The organism is Streptomyces griseorubiginosus, from assembly GCF_017614965.1.
GTDB classification, from domain to species: Bacteria; Actinomycetota; Actinomycetes; order Streptomycetales; family Streptomycetaceae; genus Streptomyces; species Streptomyces griseorubiginosus_B.
In genome coordinates this window covers 24195-41112 of record NZ_WVUG01000044.1, presented here as the reverse complement: position 1 = coordinate 41112, position 16918 = coordinate 24195, and the positions used below count along the sequence as shown (strand labels likewise).

Below are 16918 nucleotides of genomic sequence, written 5' to 3'. Positions count from 1 at the left end.
CCCACACACCCGCCCCGACCCGCACGAAGCAACGGACGGACTCCACCATCGCCGCCTGAACCGAAGACGTCGCCGACCACCCCCGCTCACCCGCGAGGACGACCGGCGACGACCGCCAACCGGCCCGGACGGAACCGGCGCCAGGGCCAAGCAGGCCGGAGCTCGATCGCGGATGCCCCCGCCGGTGCTCGCCGCACCCAGGTTGCCAGCCCCTACCGGATCCGCCGGCTGACGGCCCCCGCGATGAAGCATGCGAGCTTGTGAACCTCGCCGGTCACCACGGGCCGTGGAAGCGCAGACAAGAGTCAGAGCTGGCCGTCGCGACAGCCAGGCGTTCCAGCAGCGGCACGGCGAGCCCGGCCAACAACCCCACCGTGCCCGCCCGCAGCGCGGACACTCCCGGTCTCGCCCTCTCCTGACCTGGGGCTCGGGAACGACCCGTCAGATGGCGAGCCGGGCCGCGAAGCACCTACTTGCTCTCGGTGCTGAAGGCGCCGGTGCTGTGGCTGATTCGGTCCTCCAGGGCCTGCCAGCTTCGTGCGTCGGCGCTGAGGACATCGTGCAGGTAGGCGGAGACGGCGTCGGCGACGAGGACGACGCGGGCGGGGTCCTCGTCGGTGGTGTCCTTGGCGGCCTCGCCGGAGATTCCGCCGAAGAGGTGCTCGGCCTCGGCGATGGTGAGCAGCCGCTTCGGGCCCGGGCTGAGGTGGTAGGCATCGGTGAACCATTCCGGTCCGCGGGTCGTCATCACCGACTGGTCCTTTCCGCCGGCGATGACCAGGGCGGGGGAGGTCATGCCGGAGAAGTCCGGGCGCGCGAACGGGAGATACGTGAGCGCGAAGGGCGTCAGGGCGTCCCCGGCTCCGGCCGCCGCGATGAGCGCGCCCGCCTTGACGGCGGAGTGGGAGAAGTCCTCGCCCGGGTTGCCCTCGGAGTCGAGGACGCGGGCGCCCAGGAGGGCTCCGACGGTCTGTGCTCCCCAGGAGTGCCCGACGACAGCGACGCGATCGCGGTCGACGCGCTCGGCCAGACCGCCGACCTCGTCGAGGATGTCACCGAGGCCGTCCAGAACACTGTGCAGATCGGCTATCCGCACGCGCCAGATGCTGGCGAAACGGGGATCGTCGAAGCCGATGCCGTGGCGGCGGGAGTCCAGATGGGTGGGCTGCACCACGACGAACCCGGCAGCGGCCCAGCGGTCGACGAGGGGCTCGTAGCCGTCCATCGACCAGGCGTTGCCGTGGGAGAAGACGATGACGGGCAGGTCTCTCCCGTCGACCGGTGCGGTGACCTTGACCTGCAGGTCGATTCCGCGGTCGGTGGTGGCAACGGCGATGGGCTTGACGGCGATGACCTGACGGTCGAGCGGGGCCGTGGGGCGGCTCTGGCCGGAGTGAAGTTCCATGACGTCGACGTTAGGAAGCCGATAGGTACCAAAAGGTAACCTTCGGCTCGTGAACATGACGACAGCCGACCTGACGAGCGCGGCAAAGGACCTCGAAGCGGGCACGATGTTCCTCGCCGACTGCCCCGCACGGCTGGCGATCGAGATCATCGCCAACAAGTGGTCCGTCCTTGTCCTGTTCGCTCTCACCGGTGGACCCAAGAGACACAGCGAACTCGTCACGCTGTCCGGCGGGATCTCGCGCAAAGTACTGACGCAGACCCTTCGCCGCCTGCAGAGCAACGGCCTGGTCGACCGGCAGGTGTACGCCGAAGCGCCGCCGCGGGTCGAGTACAGCCTGACCACGCTCGGCCAGACACTCCAGGAGCCGATCGTGACCCTGACCGAGTGGGCTCGAACCAACGGCGAAGCCGTCGTCGACTTCCGGGAGTCGGCAGCCGCCAAGTCAATCAACTGAGAGACCTTCATCTCAAGGCAGCACCGGAGGCGCGAGGAACAGAACTCGGTTGGGCGGTGGAGCGGACTGATCCGTCGCATCCGTCTCGCCGCCGACAAGACACCGCGCGCCGCCTCACACTCGCCGCACTCCGCGACGGCGACACCGACGCCCTCACCGCCACCCCCGGCCTGTGCCGCGGCTACCAGCGCGGCCGGTCCATGGCACACCCACTGAACCCGGTCGCTCCGGGGGCCCGCAGGCGACGCGCCGCAGGTCGAGCATCGGCAGCGACAGCGGCGCGATGTGCTGCCCCCGGTTGATCACGGCCATAGGGCTGGTCAGCGGTGGCGGGCAGCCGGCGATGAGTCCATGCCGGCACCCTTGCCCAGCCGCTCACAGACGCGCTGGACCAGCCACACCTCGCAGGGCCGTCACCGGCCATCTTCCGGGCGGGTGAGCCGGTGTTCGAGGTCACGCAGGTCCTTGGTCAGACTGGAGCGGACCTGGCGGGACATCAGAGGTGCCGCCATGCGAAGGAGGCCGCCTGGACCGCCGCGCACCCGGATGCCGGCCAGGGTGCCGCCGGGGTGGGCCTCGAAGGTGTAGGTGACCCGCATGGGCATGGGGGAGGCCGTGGCGATCATGTCCATCAGCCATGGCGGCTCGTACGCGATCACTCGCAGGACGTAGTCGATGCGCCGGCGGAGGAAAAACGCCGTACGGCTCACCTCGGCGCCCACTCCGAAGCCGCCGCCGTCCGCTGGTCTGGTGAGCTCGGCCCGGCGGATGCCCTGGGTCCAGTCGCTGTCGTTGCGCCAGTCCATGGCGTACGCCGCCACCCGCTCGGGCGGCAGCGGGATCACGCGCCGCACCGTCACGTCGATTGCCACAGGGCCAGGATCCCAGCCGACGTTCGATTCCGCGCGGGATCGGTCGGAAGTATGACGGATGGCGGACAAAGCGCGACAAACGGAGATACACGCGAGAGGCTGCAGCTGGGATCCGTCCCCGTCCCGGGACGAAACACCATCTCGTGCCCAAGGAGCCGCCGTGAACGCCACCGACGACAGCTACCGCTTCGACGACCTCACCGCCCTGTTCATCAACTGCACCCTCAAACCGTCACCGCAGCAGAGTCACACTCAGGGGCTTATCGACAAGAGCGCGGCGATCATGATGGCGCGCGGGGTCACCACGGCCGAGATTCGCGCCGTCGACCATGACATCGCCACCGGCGTCTACCCCGACATGACCGAGCACGGATTCGCGACGGACGAGTGGCCGGCCCTGTACGACCGTCCGAGACGGCAAGATCGCCACCCTGCTGACCCTCTTCACCGCTTGAGCGGACCAGGGCTCACCCTCGGCGGTGAACGAGCCCCGATCCCGGCCCAGGGGGGATCGCGCCCGGCAGAGCCCGTGAATTGGCGCTGCACGCCGACGGTGGCAGTGCCCTTTTCAGTTCGCCGGTCTCATCGACCACCAACCCCGCATCCTCATCACGCAGTTGCTCGAAGGCGAAGCTGCGCAGATCGTCCCGGACCGCATCAGCATCCCAGTTCGCCCTCGACAGCAGATGCTGCAAGCCGTACGGGTGGCATGGCCGGCGTGCTCAGCCAGCGTCCAGCAAATCTTGCGCGGCAGGTCCGACAAGAGCCCGAGCACGAACTCCCGCGCCCGCCGAAGTGGTTCACTCGGGCAGACCGTCCCGCGATGCGGCCCATCAGAGCCTCGGATGTCCTGCCAGCGGGCTGGATCTTGGTCGTCGGTCCCGTGACCGGGCTGACCCAGTCGTCCGACTACAAGGCAACAACGAGCCCACAACGAGTGGATGGCGACGCTACGGCCAGACCAGCTCACCCCCTACCATCCCGGGCAGGGGGCCTCAAGCGCACCCCGGGCAGGGGGCTAGGTTGCGGTCGACCACTTTACGTCCGGTGTTCCGGCGCTTCGTCGGCGCCGTCTCGGTCAGCGTGGCCCTGGCCACCACCTCAGGATGCACCGTTCCCGACGACGCCGTCGCCGGCATCTCCGTGACCGCCGACGGCCATCTGCTCGGGGTCATGATGGTCTGCGGACATCAGATTGATGGCGCGACCCTCTACGTGGACAGCGACGACGTCGATAAGCAGGTGACGGTCGGCTCATGGACCGCCGACCAGCCCCTCACGTCTGGCCTCGCCACCTGGACCCTCGACTCTCCCGCCGCTGGCTGGACCACAACCAGATCCCTCGCCCCGCTCACCGCCAAGACCACCTACGCGCTCTACGGCTGGACGAAAGACAACTCGTCGTCAGCGAGCAGCATTTCCTTCACCCTGGCCGATCGGGACAGGCTCACCCCGGGAAAGGTCCGCTGCGAAAGCATCTCGGACAACGGCGACGAATCCGCCATCACCCTCTCCATAGAGGACTTCAAGGCCACGGCTTGTCAGAACACGTGACGCTGCGGTGCCTACGACCCGAGCAGTTCGATGATGATGCGGGGCGTCCCTCGGGGCGGGCATTTCCCCACTGAGACCGCCGTCCTCAAGCGAATCTACCTGGCCACCCTTGCCCTGAACCCGTCCGGACGCGGCCGTCAACGCTGAAACAACGACTGGAAGAGCGCATTGTAGAAAGCTGCTGACGCGCATGGACCGGCGAAACCGTGCGTATGGTGTTCGAGAGCTGCTGTGAGTGGAGAGGACCGAGTTCATGACGACCGCAGTGCGACGCTACGGCTTGACGTGGACCGATCCCGACGGCGCTGCACAGGCGTCCGCCGGCGTCTTTGACAAGCAGGCCGCCATCTGGCGCAGGCGAGCCCTGAAAGCCGCCGGATGCACGCACGTGAAGGTCGTGAAGGTACACGTTGGCGAACTTCCCCAACCTGCCACCTGACGATCCGGTGGATCTTCGCGATCCACCACAGCGATGAACGTGATTGATGGCGGTCAGCGGTAGTGCACGCGGTAACGCAGATGTGTCACACCTTCGCCCTCGACCACCTCGACCCGCTCGAGCTCGGCCTTGTCGTTGTGGATGTCTTCGAAGTAGCGGACACCCCCGCCGAGGAACACGGGTACCAGATCGATCCGGATCTCGTCGAGCAGGCCGAGGTTCAGGCACTGCTGTGCGATGTTCGGGCCGGAGACGCCGACGTTGCCGTCGCCGGCGGCCTTGGCCTGACTGACTGCGCTGGCGACGCCGTCGTGGACGAACGTGAAGGGTGCCAGTCGTTCCGCGGGCCAGTCCGTGGGCGGTTCACGGTGGGTGACCACGAACGCGTGTCCGCCGCCGGGTGGATTGCCGCCCCAGCCGCCGGTGTAGTCGAATACCCGACGGCCGCAGACGAACGCGCTGCGCCGGGCGAAGTCCATCTGCTCCCGCAGATAGTCCGAGCTGGCCTCGGCGACCCTGAACGTGATCGGATAGCCGACCATCGGCACCTCGACGTCGCCGTTGGAGTACCAGTCGAACAGGGGGCCGACGCTGTTGTCCGGACGGGCAACGAACCCGTCGAGGGACATGCAGAAGCTGGCACTCACGGTCATGATCAAGCTCCTTCCGGTGCGGCGCGTGCTGTCCAGACGTAAAGACCGCCGCCGACCGGCGTACTCATCGCTCGTTGAGTGAATCCGGCTGCGTCGCTTTGGTGTGGGCCGGGCGGTGGTACGACGCCACCGCCCGTCGCCGGCGAGCCTCCGTGACGCGTTGCTGTGGACATCCCTGTTCCGGCCGGGCGGTCTACGTCCCGCCCGGTAGGTGTCCACAGCCCCACCCCCCGTTCGGTGTTCAGGGCCAGCGACGTGGCGCGCCGTGCGCGGGAGAGTTTCCTCGTCGGCACCACACCGACATGCAACTGGGCACTGACCACACTCACTTCGGGGGGAACCACGTGAACGACATCATCGCCAGGCGCCTGACGGGACTGGCCGGTATCGCGGCGGCGGCGTGCTGTCGCGGCTGCTGATCGGCATCGTCGCTCTGGCAGTTCTGATCCTGTTCGTCACGGGCTTGCGTGAACTGATCAAGCAGGTGAGCCCCGCCCACGAATGGGTGGGCACGATGGCCTTCGCCACCGGACTGGTCTACGCGACCGTCACCCTGGTCTCCGGCGGGCTGGAGGCCGGCGCGGTCATCGCCGCCGACCATCCGATCGACCCGACCATCACGGTCAGCGGCACGTACATCCTCTACGGTTCGATCGGCCGCCTGCTGCTCGCGCTCTTCCTGACCGCGGTCGGCTACGCAGTCACCCGCGCGCACCTGCTTCCCGGCTGGACTGGCCGTTCGGCCTACGTCCTCGCCGCGGTGAACCTGGCCTTCGTGCCGTCCCTGTTCTTCGGCAACACCCCCGCGCACTTCTATGCGGCGAACGGGTGGGGCAGCACGGCCCTGATGGGGGCGTTGCTGAGCTACTGGCTGCTCGCCGTGGGCATCTCCACCTACCGCAGTGCCGCACGCCGTACGTCCGCCCTCGCACCGGCCTCCCGCCCCTGACACGCACTCGCACACTGTGGCGGGGCTTGGGTGCTCTCGTTTTGCTTGGTTGCGGCCGGACGACGCGTGATCACTGCAGCCCGCTGCCGTGACCTGTGTGGGGCAGTCGTCGACATGCCGGCGGTTGAGCCGTCGCACGCCGGAGCGCTCACCCACCCTGCGGCGGGGTACCGGATACGTGCGGCAAGGGCCCGCGCCCGTTTGATACCGATCCGCTCACTGCACCTCGCTCGGCCCGGCGAGCGTGGTTCATGCAACAGGACCGGTAGCCGGAGACGTCGGCGAGACGGGTCGGACGATGGTGCACGCCGTCGTGGTCACCGAAACCGATGTGGTCCACGCCGGCCACCTCACGGGCGTGTTCGACACGGTCGGCGACCTGCGCGACCGCCACCTTCGGAGGGGGGTGGGCTTCGAGCCACCTCTTCAGCCGGTCGGCGGGCGGCGCGCCGAAGACCTTCGCGTGCTCCGCGGCCACCCACGCCGCATCCTCGCCGGGGCAGGGTGCGCGCGGCCGGCGGATCCGCCGAGGCTTCACCTGGGGCACCCCACGCGTCGAGGGTTGGAACGCGTGGTGGACGCACCCATCCCGGGTGTGCTTTCATCCGGGCATGGAGACCTCTGGCACGGCACACACGGTGCTGCTCGACCCGTTCTGGGTGAGCCGCCGCGCCGACCAGTTCGACCAGGTCTGTTGCTGACCGCCGTCCCACGGCCCGCGACCTCGTTCCCTTCTTTCTGTCTGCTCGTTCCGGCTGCCTCCGACTAGCCCCTGTCCAGGGCGGGTTGCGAGGGCCGGTCGGCCGCCGTTGCCGCGAAGGAACTCCCATGGTTCACCTCACAACCCTGCCCGTCATCGACATCTCCCGCTTTCGCACGGACACGGACCGGGCCGCCTTTCTCGCCGAACTCCGGTCCGCGGCACACGAGGTGGGCTTCTTCTACGTCACCGGACACGGTGTCCCCGCGGCCCTGCGGGACGAGGCACTGACCGCGGCTCGCGCTTTCTTCGCCCTGCCCGAGGAGCGGCGGCTGGAGATCGAGAACCTCAACTCGCCCCAGTTCCGCGGCTACACACGCACCGGGACCGAGTACACGGCGGGCAGCGCCGACTGGCGGGAGCAGATCGACATCGGCCCGGAGCGGGCGGCGTTGGCGACCGGCCCGGACGACCCCGACTACCTGCGCCTGATCGGCCCGAACCAGTGGCCCTCGGCGCTCCCGGACCTCAAGGACATCGTGCTGCGCTGGCAGGCGGAGGCGCTGCGCGTCAGCCGGGAGGTGCTGCGCGCCCTCGCCGCGGCACTCGGACAGGACGAGGGCTACTTCGACCAGTGGTTCGACGACGAGGCCGCCGTCCACGTGAAGATCGTGCACTACCCGCCGCGGGTCGCGCAGGACGCCGACCAGGGAGTGGGCGCGCACAAGGACTACGGCTACCTCGCCCTCCTCCAGCAGGACGACGTCGGCGGACTCCAGGTGCAGCGCGAGGACGGCGGCTGGATCGACGCGGTGCCCGTGCCCGACGCCTTCGTGTTCAACATCGGGGAGATGCTGGAGATCGCCACCCAGGGGTATCTGAAAGCCACACGGCACCGAGTCGTCAGCCCGCAGCCGGGCGTCGACCGCTACTCGATCCCCTTCTTCCTCGGTCCGCGCCTGGACGCGGTCGTCAAGCCGCTGGAACTCCCCGCCGAACTGGCCGCGTTGAGCCGGGGCGTCACCGACGACCCGGACAACCCGTTGCTCGCCGCCTTCGGCGAGAACGCGGTCGTCGGCTGGCTGCGCTCGCATCCGCGGGTCGCCGAGCGCTGGTGGTCCGATGTGCTGGCGGTGGGGGTCCCCCCGCTCGAGCGAAGCCGAGAGCGGGGGAGGGAGAACGGCCGATGAGCACCGCCGACTGGGCGTTCGAGACCCGGCAGGTGCACGCCGGCACGGTCCCCGACCCGGCCACCGGCGCGCGGGCGGTGCCGATCCACGCCACCGCCGGCTATGTCTTCCGGGACACCGGGCATGCCGCCGCGGCCTTCGAACTGGCCGACCTCGCCACCCACGCCTACACGCGCCTGTCGAATCCGACCACCGCGGTGGCGGAGGAGCGGATCGCCGCCCTGGAGGGCGGTTCGGCGGCGGTCGCCGTGGCCAGCGGGCAGGCCGCGACCAGCCTCGCCCTGCTCAACCTGGCCCGCGCGGGCGACCACATCGTCGCCTCGGCGTCCCTGTACGGCGGCACCCGCACCCTCCTTGAGCACACGTTCGCCGACTTCGGCATCGAGGTCACCTTCGTCGACGACACGGACGACCTGGACGCCTGGTCCGCGGCCGCACGGCCCGCCACCAAGGCGTTCTTCGGCGAGACGCTCGGCAATCCGCGCGGCAACGTACTCGACACCGAGGCGGTCGCCCGCATCGCCCACGAGGCCGGTGTCCCGCTCGTCGTCGACAACACCGTGCTCACCCCCTACCTGCTGCGGCCCCTCGAACACGGCGCCGATATCGTCGTGCACTCCACCACCAAGTTCCTCTCCGGCCACGGCACCGGCATCGGCGGGGTCGTCGTGGACAGCGGACGCTTCGACTTCGGTGCGGACCCCGGCCGCTGGCCCGGACTGACCGGCCCGGACCCCACGTACCACGGGCTCTCCTTCTGGGACTCCTTCGCCGGCCTCGGACTCGCCTACGCCCTGCGCCTGCGCACCCGGTTGGTGCGCGATCTGGGCCCGGCCGTCTCCCCCTTCAACAGCTTCCTGCTCCTGCAGGGCCTGGAGACACTGAGCCTGCGCGTCGAACGGCACGTCGCCAACGCCCACGCGCTCGCCTCCTGGCTGGAGGACCAGCCCCAGGTGACGCGGGTGCACTACGCGGCACTGCCCTCCAGTCCGTGGCAGACCCAGGCCAAGCGGTATCTGCCGCGTGGCGCCGGAGCGGTGCTCTCCTTCGAACTCGTGGGCGGTCTGGAGGCGGGCCGGCGCTTCGTCGAAGGGGTCCGGCTGTTCAGCCACCTCGCCAACATCGGCGACGTCCGCAGCCTCGTCATCCACCCCGCCTCCACCACCCACGCCCAGCTGGATCCCGCTCAGCAGGCGACGGCCGGGGTCACGCCCGGTCTGGTGCGGCTGTCGGTCGGCCTCGAAGGCGTCGACGACCTGATCGCCGACCTCGACGCGAGTCTGCGAGCAGCCGCCGTATGACACCCACCGCACGCCCCCGAGAAGCCCGCCGCTCCCCGACCACCTCGGGCCGCCCCCGCTGCCCAGGACCTCCTGACCACACAAAGGAGAACGCCATGACCACCGTCGCCCGTTTCGAGACCCTCCGGGCAGGCCCCCGCTTCGGCGCCGAAGTCGTCGGCGTCGACCTGACCGCACCCGTCGACGACATCACCGCCGAGGAACTGCGCCGTGCCTTCCGCGAGCACAAGGTCCTCGTGTTCCGGGGCCAGCACCTGACGCCCGATCAGCAGGTGGCCGCCGTCAGAGTCTTCGCTCGGCCCTTCGACCACCCGACCGCCGTGAAGCACCCGGCCAACCCGCTGGTCTACCCGTACAACGTGAAGCAGACCGGCAAGGCCAGCACCTGGCACATCGGCGGCCTGTGGCGCGACCCCGTTTTCGCGATCGAGTCCCTGACGTACGAGGTGGTGCCCGAGCTGGGCGGCCACACCCTGTGGGCGGACCTCCAGGCCGCGTACGACGACCTGTCAGAACCGTTCAAGGTGCTGCTGGAATCGGTCGGCGCCCTCTACGACGGCAGCGCGGAGAACTACGCGCAGGGCAGCAAGAAGAACGCTCCCGGCGAACCCGTCGAGCACCCGGTCGTCCTCACCCACCCGGTCACCGGCCGCAAGGGCCTCTTCATCAGCAGCTCGGCGAAGCAACTCACCGGAGTGACCCCGGCCGAGAGCAGGGTGCTGCTCGACCATCTGCTCCGGCACGCCTCCTCGCCGAACTACACGATCCGGTTCGGCTGGAAGCCCGGCGACTTCGTCCTCTGGGACAACCGGGCCACCTGGCACTACGCCGTCGACGACTACGGCGACGGCGAACGCGTCTACCGCAAGGTCCTCGGTGTGGAGCCGGACGCGGGCATCACGGAGCGGCACGCCTGAATGCTCCCGGGAGAAGACCGCGCTTCCCGCCGCGTACTGCTGGTGTGCATGGCCGCCGGGGCAACGACCCTGCTGGACCAGGCAGTTCTGAACATCGCGATCCCGAGCATGCGGCACTCGCTCGGGGCCGGTGCGGCGGACATCCAGTGGATCGTGGCCGGCTACTCACTGGCCTTCGGAGTGGCCCTCGTACCCGGGGGCAGCCTCGGAGACCTGCACGGCCGCAAGTGGCTCTTCATCGCAGGCGTAGCCGTGTTCCTCCTGGCGGGGGTGGCGGCCGCGACCGGCGGTGGGCCGGGAATCGTGATCGGCGCGCGGTTGGTGCAGGGCGCCGCGGCGGGGCTCGTCAACTCCCAGGTGATCGGCACCGTCCAGGACGTGTTCCACGGGCTCGACCGAGGCCGAGCGCTCGGCCTGTACGCGGTGACGGGCGGTGTCGCCGCGGCACTCGGCCCACCGCTCGGCGGTGTTCTGGTCGCCGGGCTCGGGCTCGAGGCCGGCTGGCGGTACTGTCTCCTGCTGAGCGCACCGTGCGCGGTGCTCACCCTGTTCCTCGCGGCCCGCTGGCTGCCACCGCCCCGGCGTACCGCCCGCGACTCCCGGCTGGACGTTCTTGGCCTCACCCTGGCCTGCGGATGCACACTGACGCTGATGGTGCCGTTCATCCGCACACCGGACGGCGGGGGACAGGCACTTCTGTGGGCGGCCGGAGTGGCCGTGCTGGCCTGTGCCTTCACCGTGCACCAGCGGCTGCGGGTCCGCAGGGGCCGGGTGCCGCTGGTCCATCCGGCGCTCGCGGCGTCGAAGCCGTACCTGCTGGGCACGGCCGTCGCCATGGCCCAGTTCGGCTCCTCGATCGCCGCGTCCCTCGTGCTCACCGTCTTCCTCCAGGACGGGCTCGGTCTGTCCGCCCTCCTCACGGCGGCGGTCTCGCTCCCCTCGGCCATCGCGATGGGTGTCTCCTCGGCACTCGCCTGGCGGCTGGTGCGACGGATCGGACCGCGCACGGTGAACGTCGGCCTGGCGATCGGCATCTGCGCCGCCCTGGGCGGGGCGGTGGCCGCGTTCCTCGCGCCGTCCGCCGCCCTGCCGGTCCTCCTCGCCGTGACACAACTGCTGTCGGGTGCCGCCGGCGGGCTCTCCGTCTCACCCAACCAGACCCAGGTCCTTCAGCACGCGCCGGCCGAGGCCGCCGGCGTGGGCGGCGGCATCCTGCAGATGGCCCAGCGCATCGCGGCCGCCGTCTGCCTCAGCGCCGTATCGGCGGTCTATCTGCACTCCGCCTCCGGCTCGTCCGCGGGCAGTGGCCCACGAGCCGCGTACGCGTTCGCCTCCTGCGTCTGCGCCGGGCTGCTCGCCGCCGCGCTGGTGCTGTCGCGACTGCGCGGAGCCACCCCCGCTCCCCGTTCACCGAAACCGGAATTCCCTACCCGGAGGAGTCCCCGAGATGACCGGCACTACGACGACCGCAGCCCGCAAGAACGGTAGGAGCCCGGAAGAACCGGAGCATGTGCTCGACACGGCACCCGACCCCCGGCCCGGGCTGCGCGCCTACCTGGAGGTCAAGCGGGCCGCCCTGCTCGCCAGACGGCAGGCCCAGCGGACCGCTCCCGTCACCGAGCCGAACCGGCTGCGGGCCCGCACCAAGGCCGAGGAACGCAGCGGCGTACGGCGTATCCGCATCCGCCACCACCAGATCCTCAGCGACTCCCCGCTGGACTTCGCCGGCTACGACCTCGGGCCCGCCTCCCCGGAGATCCAGCTCGGCGTGTTGTCCAGTTGCCTCACCCACGTCTTCCTCATCCAGGCAGCCGACCTGCGCATACCGCTCGACTCCCTGGAGGTCGAGGTCCAAGCGGACCAGGACCCACGCGCCGGGGAACCCGGCTTCGAGGAGGTGCCGATCTACCCGCACAACATCTCCTACACCGTGCACATCACCTCACCCGCGGGAAAGGAACGTATCCGCGAACTCCACGAGGCGGTCGAGCGCAAGTGCCCGATCTACAACCTGCTGATCAACCCGCAGCACATCACCGGACGGGTCGTGCTGACCGGAAGTCCGCAGGAGATCTGACAAGGGTCGGCCGATGACCGCAATGCGTGAAAGCCCCTGTGCCGGGCGTGCGTTGACGCGCGGAACGTGCGCCCATGCGCTGGTGCGTTCTCTCAGGACTGGTCAGGGGAACGGGGCCGGTCATGCAGCGCCTGCCCAATCGGTGCCGCACAGTCGGACTGGCAGACAGGTCGGACGTCGACCTCCGCCGCCGGGCGAGCGCCCTCTGTTGTGGCAGGGCGACGGCGCCGGAGGCCGGGTTGTGGACGGACGGGCGTCGCGTGCTGGGGGCGTGACCGGCCAGGGCGCTGTGTGCGGTGCCAGGGCGGATGCGTGAGGCGTCCTCGTCGTGGGCGTCGCCGTTTCGGATCGCATCGCGGAGGGAGTCAACACGAATCCTGTTGGCCGCCGCGGCCTGGTCAGCGCCACACCCCGCACCTCCCTGCCCGTTCAGGCTCCGCCGAGTGGGCCGGCCGTCATCGCGCGGCGGCCGGAGCGCCGCGGTCCACGCCGGTCCAGGCCGGCGCGAGCTCGGTAGGGACGGTCGGCTCGGGGGTGGCGCAGGCGCCGGACGAGCAGCGCCCGCAACGTGAGGTACGAGAGCATGAGGGTGGTGATGGCGACGGTGAGAACGACGCCGAAGACGGCTGCCGCGTCGCGGTCGTCGGCGATCATCCAGGCACTGCCCTGGGTGAGAAGTGCGAAGACGAACATCACGGCGATCGCCGTCAGGAGAGGCCCGCTCCAACTCCCGTACACGCCTGTGTAGAAGAGGCGGGCGGCATCCATGTAGCCGCCATGGGCTCGCCGACCGCAGTCGGCACCACTCCGCGCTGATGTCCTCGCCGTTCGCCCGCGAGGTCGCCCTGTACACGACGGTCCTCGTCGGGCGTGCCGAAGGCGCGTCCACGCCGTCCACGCCGGTTGCGGACATCGCCCGCGACCTGGTGATGCTGGAAGACGGCTACGGTGTGCACATCGTCAGCCGGAAAACCGGCTGTGGACCGTGACACGGCGCACGCCGCCCTGGTCAACCTCGCCGCAGGGTGGTCGCGTCGCCGGCCGCCGTGTTCGGGCCGGTTCGATCAGCCTGGCTTCGTGGCGATGTCAGTCACCGCTCAGTCGGCAGCCGCGGACTCCACACGGATCACGCTCCAGTCGACCTCCGCTGCCGGTACCGCTGCCCGTGACACGCGGGAGCCCGGGGCCAGCAGTTCGCGGGCCATTTCCCCGACGGCCCACGTGGGTGTGTTCGCGGCCAGGACCTGTCCCTCGTTGGTGATCACCACGGCTTCGCCGCCCAGATGTTTGAGCGAGGGGATGACGAGTTGTTCGAAGGCGGCTACCGGGATGTCGGCCCCGACGACGCCGACGAACTCCCCGCGCACGGTCAGCGGCCGGGTGAAGGTCAGGATGTAGAGGCCGGCGCAGTGCAGGTCGACATAGGGGCCCATGACCGTGCCGTGACCCTCCTCGCGGGGGATCACGAACCACGGCTTGAGGGTGTAGTCGTAGAAGCTCTCGCTGTGCGGATCCAGGTTCAGTCGCAGGGGCCGGGAGCTCTGGTCCGCGGTGCGCTGCCACCACTCGAGATGGAAGACGGCGTCGGTGAGCGCATCCGGCGCCATGACGACACCCGTGCCGTTGAACCTGTCGCCCTGCTCGCGCAGCAGGGCCTGGATCGTGGGCCGCAGGGCGGCGAGGTCGCTGGTCCCGGGATGCGTGCGCCTGCGGCCGACCGCACTCAGACGCTCGCGCGCTTCGGTCTCCAGGACGGCCAGCGCCGCGAAGACGGATTCCACCGCGTCCCGGATGGAATCGCTGCACTGGACGATGCCGGTGGCTGGGGTGCTGGTCATCACTGTGCTCCGTCAAGGAGGGTGGCGCGTGGGTGCGCCACCGGGTCAGGCGTCGGTCAACCGTAGGTGGGTACGTACCAGATGGCGGGCGCCGGCGACGGTGTGTTCCTCGGCGAGACGGCGGGCCTCGGCCGAGTCACCGGCGATGATGGCCACCAGGATCTCGTGGTGCTGGTCGGCGAATGCCGACGCGTCGGGCCCGTCGCCCCCCGGAAGCCACAGGAGCGGGCCCAGTTCCGCCTGCAGCCGGACCTCCAGCCGCGTCAGCCGGACGGACTGCGCGGCGACGGCCACTTCGATGTGGAAGCGGGCGTCGGCCTTGCGTCGTTCGGCGGGGGACTCGGCCTTGCGCAGGGCCGTGACCAGGCGGTCCAGGCTCTTCGCCAGATCCGAGGGGGCGCGTTCGGCGGCGAAGCGGGCCGCGGCGCCCGAGACGGCGAACTGCTCGTCGCCGAGATCGCGCAGTTCCGAGATGCCCAGTTCCCTCAGACGGGCCTGATGGATCCTGGTCAGGCCCTCCTCCGGGCTGCGGATGAAGCTGCCGCCGTTGCGTCCGCGCCGGGTCTCCACGAGTCCCTGCTCGCGCAGGATGGCCAGAGCCTCGCGGACGGTGCCATTGGCAACCCCGAGCTGGCAGGCGAGGTCGCTCTCACTCGGGAGCTGCTCTCCGTCCGCCATCAACCCGATGGTGACCGCTTCGGCGACCCGGCGGACCACCATGTCCGCGCGGCCGGAGTCGCTCAGCGGCGCGAAGGCGGCGCTCATCACCGGCGAGCGGCCGTCGGGTGCGGCCACAGCCCCTCCTCAGACGTCGCAGATCCGTGTACGAGAGATCGCTTCCAGGCTATCAGTGAAACCATTGTCCTTTGAACTTCAATGTAGTAGGTTTTCCGCACTCGACCGGCCGGACACGCCGGTCGTCGTCGCCTTCCCCCACGGCCTCTGCCCCGCCGCCCTGCGGCCCACAGCGTGTTTCCCTCAAGGAGCCCGTCGATGAACGACGCCACGCAGTCCCCGCCATCCCCCGCCGAAGCAGACGTCGACGCCCAGCGACTCGCCGCTCTCGGTTACAAGTCCGAGTTCAAGCGCGACATGAGCCTGTGGGCGAACTTCTCCCTGGGCTTCACCTACCTCTCGCCGGTCGTCGGCGTGTACACCCTGTTCGCGGCCTCCTTGATGGCCGGCGGTCCGCCGATGATCTGGGCCTTCGTGATCGCGGGCGTCGGTCAGCTGCTGGTCGCCCTGGTCTTCAGCGAGGTCGTCGCCGAGTTCCCGGTGGCCGGCGGGGTGTACCCGTGGGCCCGGCGGCTGTGGGGGCGGAAGTGGGGCTGGATGACGGGGTGGATCTATCTCCTCGCGCTGCTGTCGACCATCTCGGCGGTCGCCTACGGCGCAGGACCGTACGTCGCCGCGGTGTTCGGCTTCGCCTCCAGCACCACGACGACGATCATGTGCGCGCTGGCGCTCCTCCTGCTGGCCACGGTCATCAACTTCGGCGGTACGAAGGTGCTGTCGGCCGTCGCCGTGTTCGGCTTCGTGGCCGAGATCGTCGGAGCGGTCGTGGTGGGCGCCTGGCTGCTGATCGCCGACCGGCACCACGGCCTGGGCGTGCTGTTCCACAGCTTTGGATCCCAGGGCAGCCACTCGTACCTCTACGCCTTCGCGGCCGCCTCGCTCATCGGCGTCTTCCAGTACTACGGCTTCGAGGCGTGCGGTGACGTGGCCGAGGAGGTGCCCAACCCCGGCCGGCGCATCCCGACCTCGATGCGGCGCACCATCTACATCGGCGGTGCCGCCGCGATGGCGGTGTGTCTCGCCCTCATCCTCTCCGTCAGCGACTTCGGTGCCGTGATCTCGGGCAAGGACGCCGACCCGGTGACCACCGTGCTCACCGACGCCTTCGGCAGCGGTGGCGCCCGAGCCGTCCTGGTCGTCGTGCTGCTCTCCTTCATCTCCTGTGCCATGAGTCTGCAGGCCGCGGCCAGCCGACTCACCTACTCCTTCGCCCGCGACCGGATGATCGCCGGCAGCCGTGTGCTGGCGACGTTCTCCGAACGCCTCCGGGTGCCGCCGTACGCCCTGCTGCTCTCGGCGGTCCTTCCCGGCCTGATCATTGTCGGCTCCGCCTACTCCGCCGACGCCCTGGTGAAGATCATCTCCTTCTCCACCCTCGGCATCTACCTCGCCTTCCAGATGGTCGTTTTCGCCTCCCTACGGGCGCGGCTGCGCGGCTGGCGGCCGTCCGGCGAGTACCGGCTGGAGCGGTGGGGCCTTCCGGTCACGATCGGCGCCCTGGTCTACGGGATCGTCGCGCTCGTCAACATCAGCTGGCCGCGCACGCCCGGCACGCCCTGGTACGACAACTACATCGTGCTGGTCAGCGGTGTCGTCGTGGTGGGCGTGGGCGCCCTGTACATGGCGGTCGCCAAGCCGCACGAGCGGGGCGACGCCCCGGCGGGCGACGCGCTGGCGGCACCCGACACGTCGACGCCGTCCTCGTCACGCACGTCCGTCTGAGGCGCCTTCGCGGCGCGGTTTTTCCCACCACCCTTCCCTTACGTCCGTC

At 69.8% G+C, this 16918-nt stretch carries 17 protein-coding genes and 3 pseudogenes; 12 read left to right on the top strand and 8 right to left on the bottom strand.

Features of this window, described 5'->3' with window-relative positions; genetic code table 11:
• Window positions 1-469 precede the first annotated feature (469 nt).
• Window positions 470-1405 (bottom strand): alpha/beta hydrolase family protein, encoded by a 936-nt coding sequence (locus GRC12_RS11795; RefSeq protein WP_208779152.1) that lies wholly within the window; start codon window positions 1403-1405, stop codon window positions 470-472.
• 55 nt (window positions 1406-1460) lie between these two features.
• On the opposite strand from GRC12_RS11795, the gene GRC12_RS11790 reads away from it, so the two are divergent.
• Entirely contained in the window at window positions 1461-1862 is a 402-nt protein-coding gene (locus GRC12_RS11790; RefSeq protein ID WP_208779155.1) for a winged helix-turn-helix transcriptional regulator, read from the top strand.
• 413 nt (window positions 1863-2275) lie between these two features.
• Here the strand turns inward: GRC12_RS11790 and GRC12_RS11785 are convergent, their stop codons facing one another.
• Window positions 2276-2734 (bottom strand): SRPBCC family protein, encoded by a 459-nt coding sequence (locus GRC12_RS11785; protein WP_208779151.1) that lies wholly within the window; start codon window positions 2732-2734, stop codon window positions 2276-2278.
• A gap of 160 nt (window positions 2735-2894) precedes the next feature.
• Here GRC12_RS11785 and GRC12_RS45490 point away from each other — a divergent pair.
• A pseudogene (locus GRC12_RS45490) lies at window positions 2895-3158 on the top strand (flavodoxin family protein); the annotation flags it as partial.
• Window positions 3159-3247: 89 nt separating this feature from the next.
• Here the strand turns inward: GRC12_RS45490 and GRC12_RS11780 are convergent.
• Window positions 3248-3568, bottom strand: a pseudogene (locus GRC12_RS11780) (transposase); the annotation flags it as partial.
• Window positions 3569-3781: 213 nt separating this feature from the next.
• Between GRC12_RS11780 and GRC12_RS11775 the strand changes: the two are divergent.
• Complete coding sequence (locus GRC12_RS11775) at window positions 3782-4288, top strand: hypothetical protein (RefSeq protein ID WP_308286531.1); 507 nt, start codon at window positions 3782-3784, stop codon at window positions 4286-4288.
• A 253-nt stretch (window positions 4289-4541) separates the two neighbouring features.
• Window positions 4542-4727, top strand: a complete 186-nt coding sequence (locus GRC12_RS11770) for a hypothetical protein (protein ID WP_208779150.1) — start codon at window positions 4542-4544, stop codon at window positions 4725-4727.
• Between the two features lie 53 nt (window positions 4728-4780).
• On the opposite strand, the gene GRC12_RS11765 is transcribed toward GRC12_RS11770, so the two are convergent.
• The gene (locus tag GRC12_RS11765; protein WP_208779149.1) at window positions 4781-5380 is read right to left on the bottom strand and encodes a dihydrofolate reductase family protein; all 600 of its coding nucleotides are present in this window, start codon (window positions 5378-5380) and stop codon (window positions 4781-4783) included.
• Window positions 5381-5724: 344 nt separating this feature from the next.
• On the opposite strand from GRC12_RS11765, the pseudogene GRC12_RS11760 reads away from it, so the two are divergent.
• Window positions 5725-6329, top strand: a pseudogene (locus GRC12_RS11760) (hypothetical protein).
• 148 nt (window positions 6330-6477) lie between these two features.
• On the opposite strand, the gene GRC12_RS47110 reads toward GRC12_RS11760, so the two are convergent.
• Window positions 6478-6723: a membrane dipeptidase gene (locus tag GRC12_RS47110; protein ID WP_439959880.1), complete on the bottom strand. Its 246-nt coding sequence runs from the start codon at window positions 6721-6723 to the stop codon at window positions 6478-6480.
• Window positions 6724-7157: 434 nt separating this feature from the next.
• Between GRC12_RS47110 and GRC12_RS11750 the strand changes: the two genes are divergently transcribed.
• The 5 genes from GRC12_RS11750 to GRC12_RS11730 all read left to right on the top strand — a co-directional run bounded on the left by GRC12_RS11750 (window position 7158) and on the right by GRC12_RS11730 (window position 12514).
• Complete coding sequence (locus GRC12_RS11750) at window positions 7158-8219, top strand: isopenicillin N synthase family dioxygenase (RefSeq protein WP_208779147.1); 1062 nt, start codon at window positions 7158-7160, stop codon at window positions 8217-8219.
• Complete coding sequence (locus GRC12_RS11745) at window positions 8216-9520, top strand: O-acetylhomoserine aminocarboxypropyltransferase/cysteine synthase family protein (RefSeq protein ID WP_208779146.1); 1305 nt, start codon at window positions 8216-8218, stop codon at window positions 9518-9520. Before GRC12_RS11750 ends, GRC12_RS11745 begins: the two co-directional genes overlap by 4 nt.
• 95 nt (window positions 9521-9615) lie before the next feature.
• Window positions 9616-10437, top strand: coding sequence for a TauD/TfdA dioxygenase family protein (locus tag GRC12_RS11740; protein WP_208779145.1), 822 nt, complete (start codon window positions 9616-9618; stop codon window positions 10435-10437).
• Complete coding sequence (locus tag GRC12_RS11735; RefSeq protein WP_208779144.1) at window positions 10438-11925, top strand: MFS transporter; 1488 nt, start codon at window positions 10438-10440, stop codon at window positions 11923-11925.
• Window positions 11885-12514: an OsmC family protein gene (locus GRC12_RS11730; RefSeq protein WP_208779143.1), complete on the top strand. Its 630-nt coding sequence runs from the start codon at window positions 11885-11887 to the stop codon at window positions 12512-12514. Before GRC12_RS11735 ends, GRC12_RS11730 begins: the two co-directional genes overlap by 41 nt.
• 429 nt (window positions 12515-12943) lie before the next feature.
• Here the strand turns inward: GRC12_RS11730 and GRC12_RS11725 are convergent, their stop codons facing one another.
• A complete protein-coding gene (locus GRC12_RS11725) occupies window positions 12944-13282 on the bottom strand; it encodes a hypothetical protein (RefSeq protein WP_244372643.1) in 339 nt (112 codons plus the stop codon).
• 47 nt (window positions 13283-13329) lie between these two features.
• On the opposite strand from GRC12_RS11725, the gene GRC12_RS11720 reads away from it, so the two are divergent.
• Window positions 13330-13503, top strand: coding sequence for a hypothetical protein (locus GRC12_RS11720; protein WP_208779142.1), 174 nt, complete (start codon window positions 13330-13332; stop codon window positions 13501-13503).
• Window positions 13504-13611: 108 nt separating this feature from the next.
• On the opposite strand, the gene GRC12_RS11715 is transcribed toward GRC12_RS11720, so the two are convergent.
• Both GRC12_RS11715 and GRC12_RS11710 read right to left on the bottom strand, forming a co-directional pair.
• Window positions 13612-14352 (bottom strand): cache domain-containing protein, encoded by a 741-nt coding sequence (locus GRC12_RS11715; RefSeq protein ID WP_208779141.1) that lies wholly within the window; start codon window positions 14350-14352, stop codon window positions 13612-13614.
• A 45-nt stretch (window positions 14353-14397) separates the two neighbouring features.
• On the bottom strand, window positions 14398-15147 hold the full coding sequence (locus GRC12_RS11710; protein ID WP_308286530.1) for a FadR/GntR family transcriptional regulator: 750 nt from the start codon (window positions 15145-15147) through the stop codon (window positions 14398-14400).
• Window positions 15148-15345: 198 nt separating this feature from the next.
• Here GRC12_RS11710 and GRC12_RS11705 point away from each other — a divergent pair, with 198 nt between their 5' ends.
• Window positions 15346-16869 carry an APC family permease gene (locus GRC12_RS11705; protein ID WP_208779140.1) on the top strand — a complete coding sequence of 508 codons (1524 nt, stop codon included), beginning with the start codon at window positions 15346-15348 and terminating at the stop codon, window positions 16867-16869.
• The last annotated feature ends 49 nt before the right edge of the window (window positions 16870-16918 follow it).

Bases quoted from the DNA above. Each gene is read 5' to 3' on its own strand.
- GRC12_RS11795 (WP_208779152.1), bottom strand. From the start codon at position 1,405: ATGGAACTTCACTCCGGCCAGAGCCGCCCCACGGCCCCGCTCGACCGT.
- GRC12_RS11790 (WP_208779155.1), top strand. From the start codon at position 1,461: ATGACGACAGCCGACCTGACGAGCGCGGCAAAGGACCTCGAAGCGGGC.
- GRC12_RS11770 (WP_208779150.1), top strand. From the start codon at position 4,542: ATGACGACCGCAGTGCGACGCTACGGCTTGACGTGGACCGATCCCGAC.
- GRC12_RS11765 (WP_208779149.1), bottom strand. From the start codon at position 5,380: ATGACCGTGAGTGCCAGCTTCTGCATGTCCCTCGACGGGTTCGTTGCC.
- GRC12_RS11750 (WP_208779147.1), top strand. From the start codon at position 7,158: ATGGTTCACCTCACAACCCTGCCCGTCATCGACATCTCCCGCTTTCGC.
- GRC12_RS11745 (WP_208779146.1), top strand. From the start codon at position 8,216: ATGAGCACCGCCGACTGGGCGTTCGAGACCCGGCAGGTGCACGCCGGC.
- GRC12_RS11740 (WP_208779145.1), top strand. From the start codon at position 9,616: ATGACCACCGTCGCCCGTTTCGAGACCCTCCGGGCAGGCCCCCGCTTC.
- GRC12_RS11735 (WP_208779144.1), top strand. From the start codon at position 10,438: ATGCTCCCGGGAGAAGACCGCGCTTCCCGCCGCGTACTGCTGGTGTGC.
- GRC12_RS11730 (WP_208779143.1), top strand. From the start codon at position 11,885: ATGACCGGCACTACGACGACCGCAGCCCGCAAGAACGGTAGGAGCCCG.
- GRC12_RS11725 (WP_244372643.1), bottom strand. From the start codon at position 13,282: ATGGATGCCGCCCGCCTCTTCTACACAGGCGTGTACGGGAGTTGGAGC.
- GRC12_RS11720 (WP_208779142.1), top strand. From the start codon at position 13,330: ATGTCCTCGCCGTTCGCCCGCGAGGTCGCCCTGTACACGACGGTCCTC.
- GRC12_RS11715 (WP_208779141.1), bottom strand. From the start codon at position 14,352: ATGACCAGCACCCCAGCCACCGGCATCGTCCAGTGCAGCGATTCCATC.
- GRC12_RS11705 (WP_208779140.1), top strand. From the start codon at position 15,346: ATGAACGACGCCACGCAGTCCCCGCCATCCCCCGCCGAAGCAGACGTC.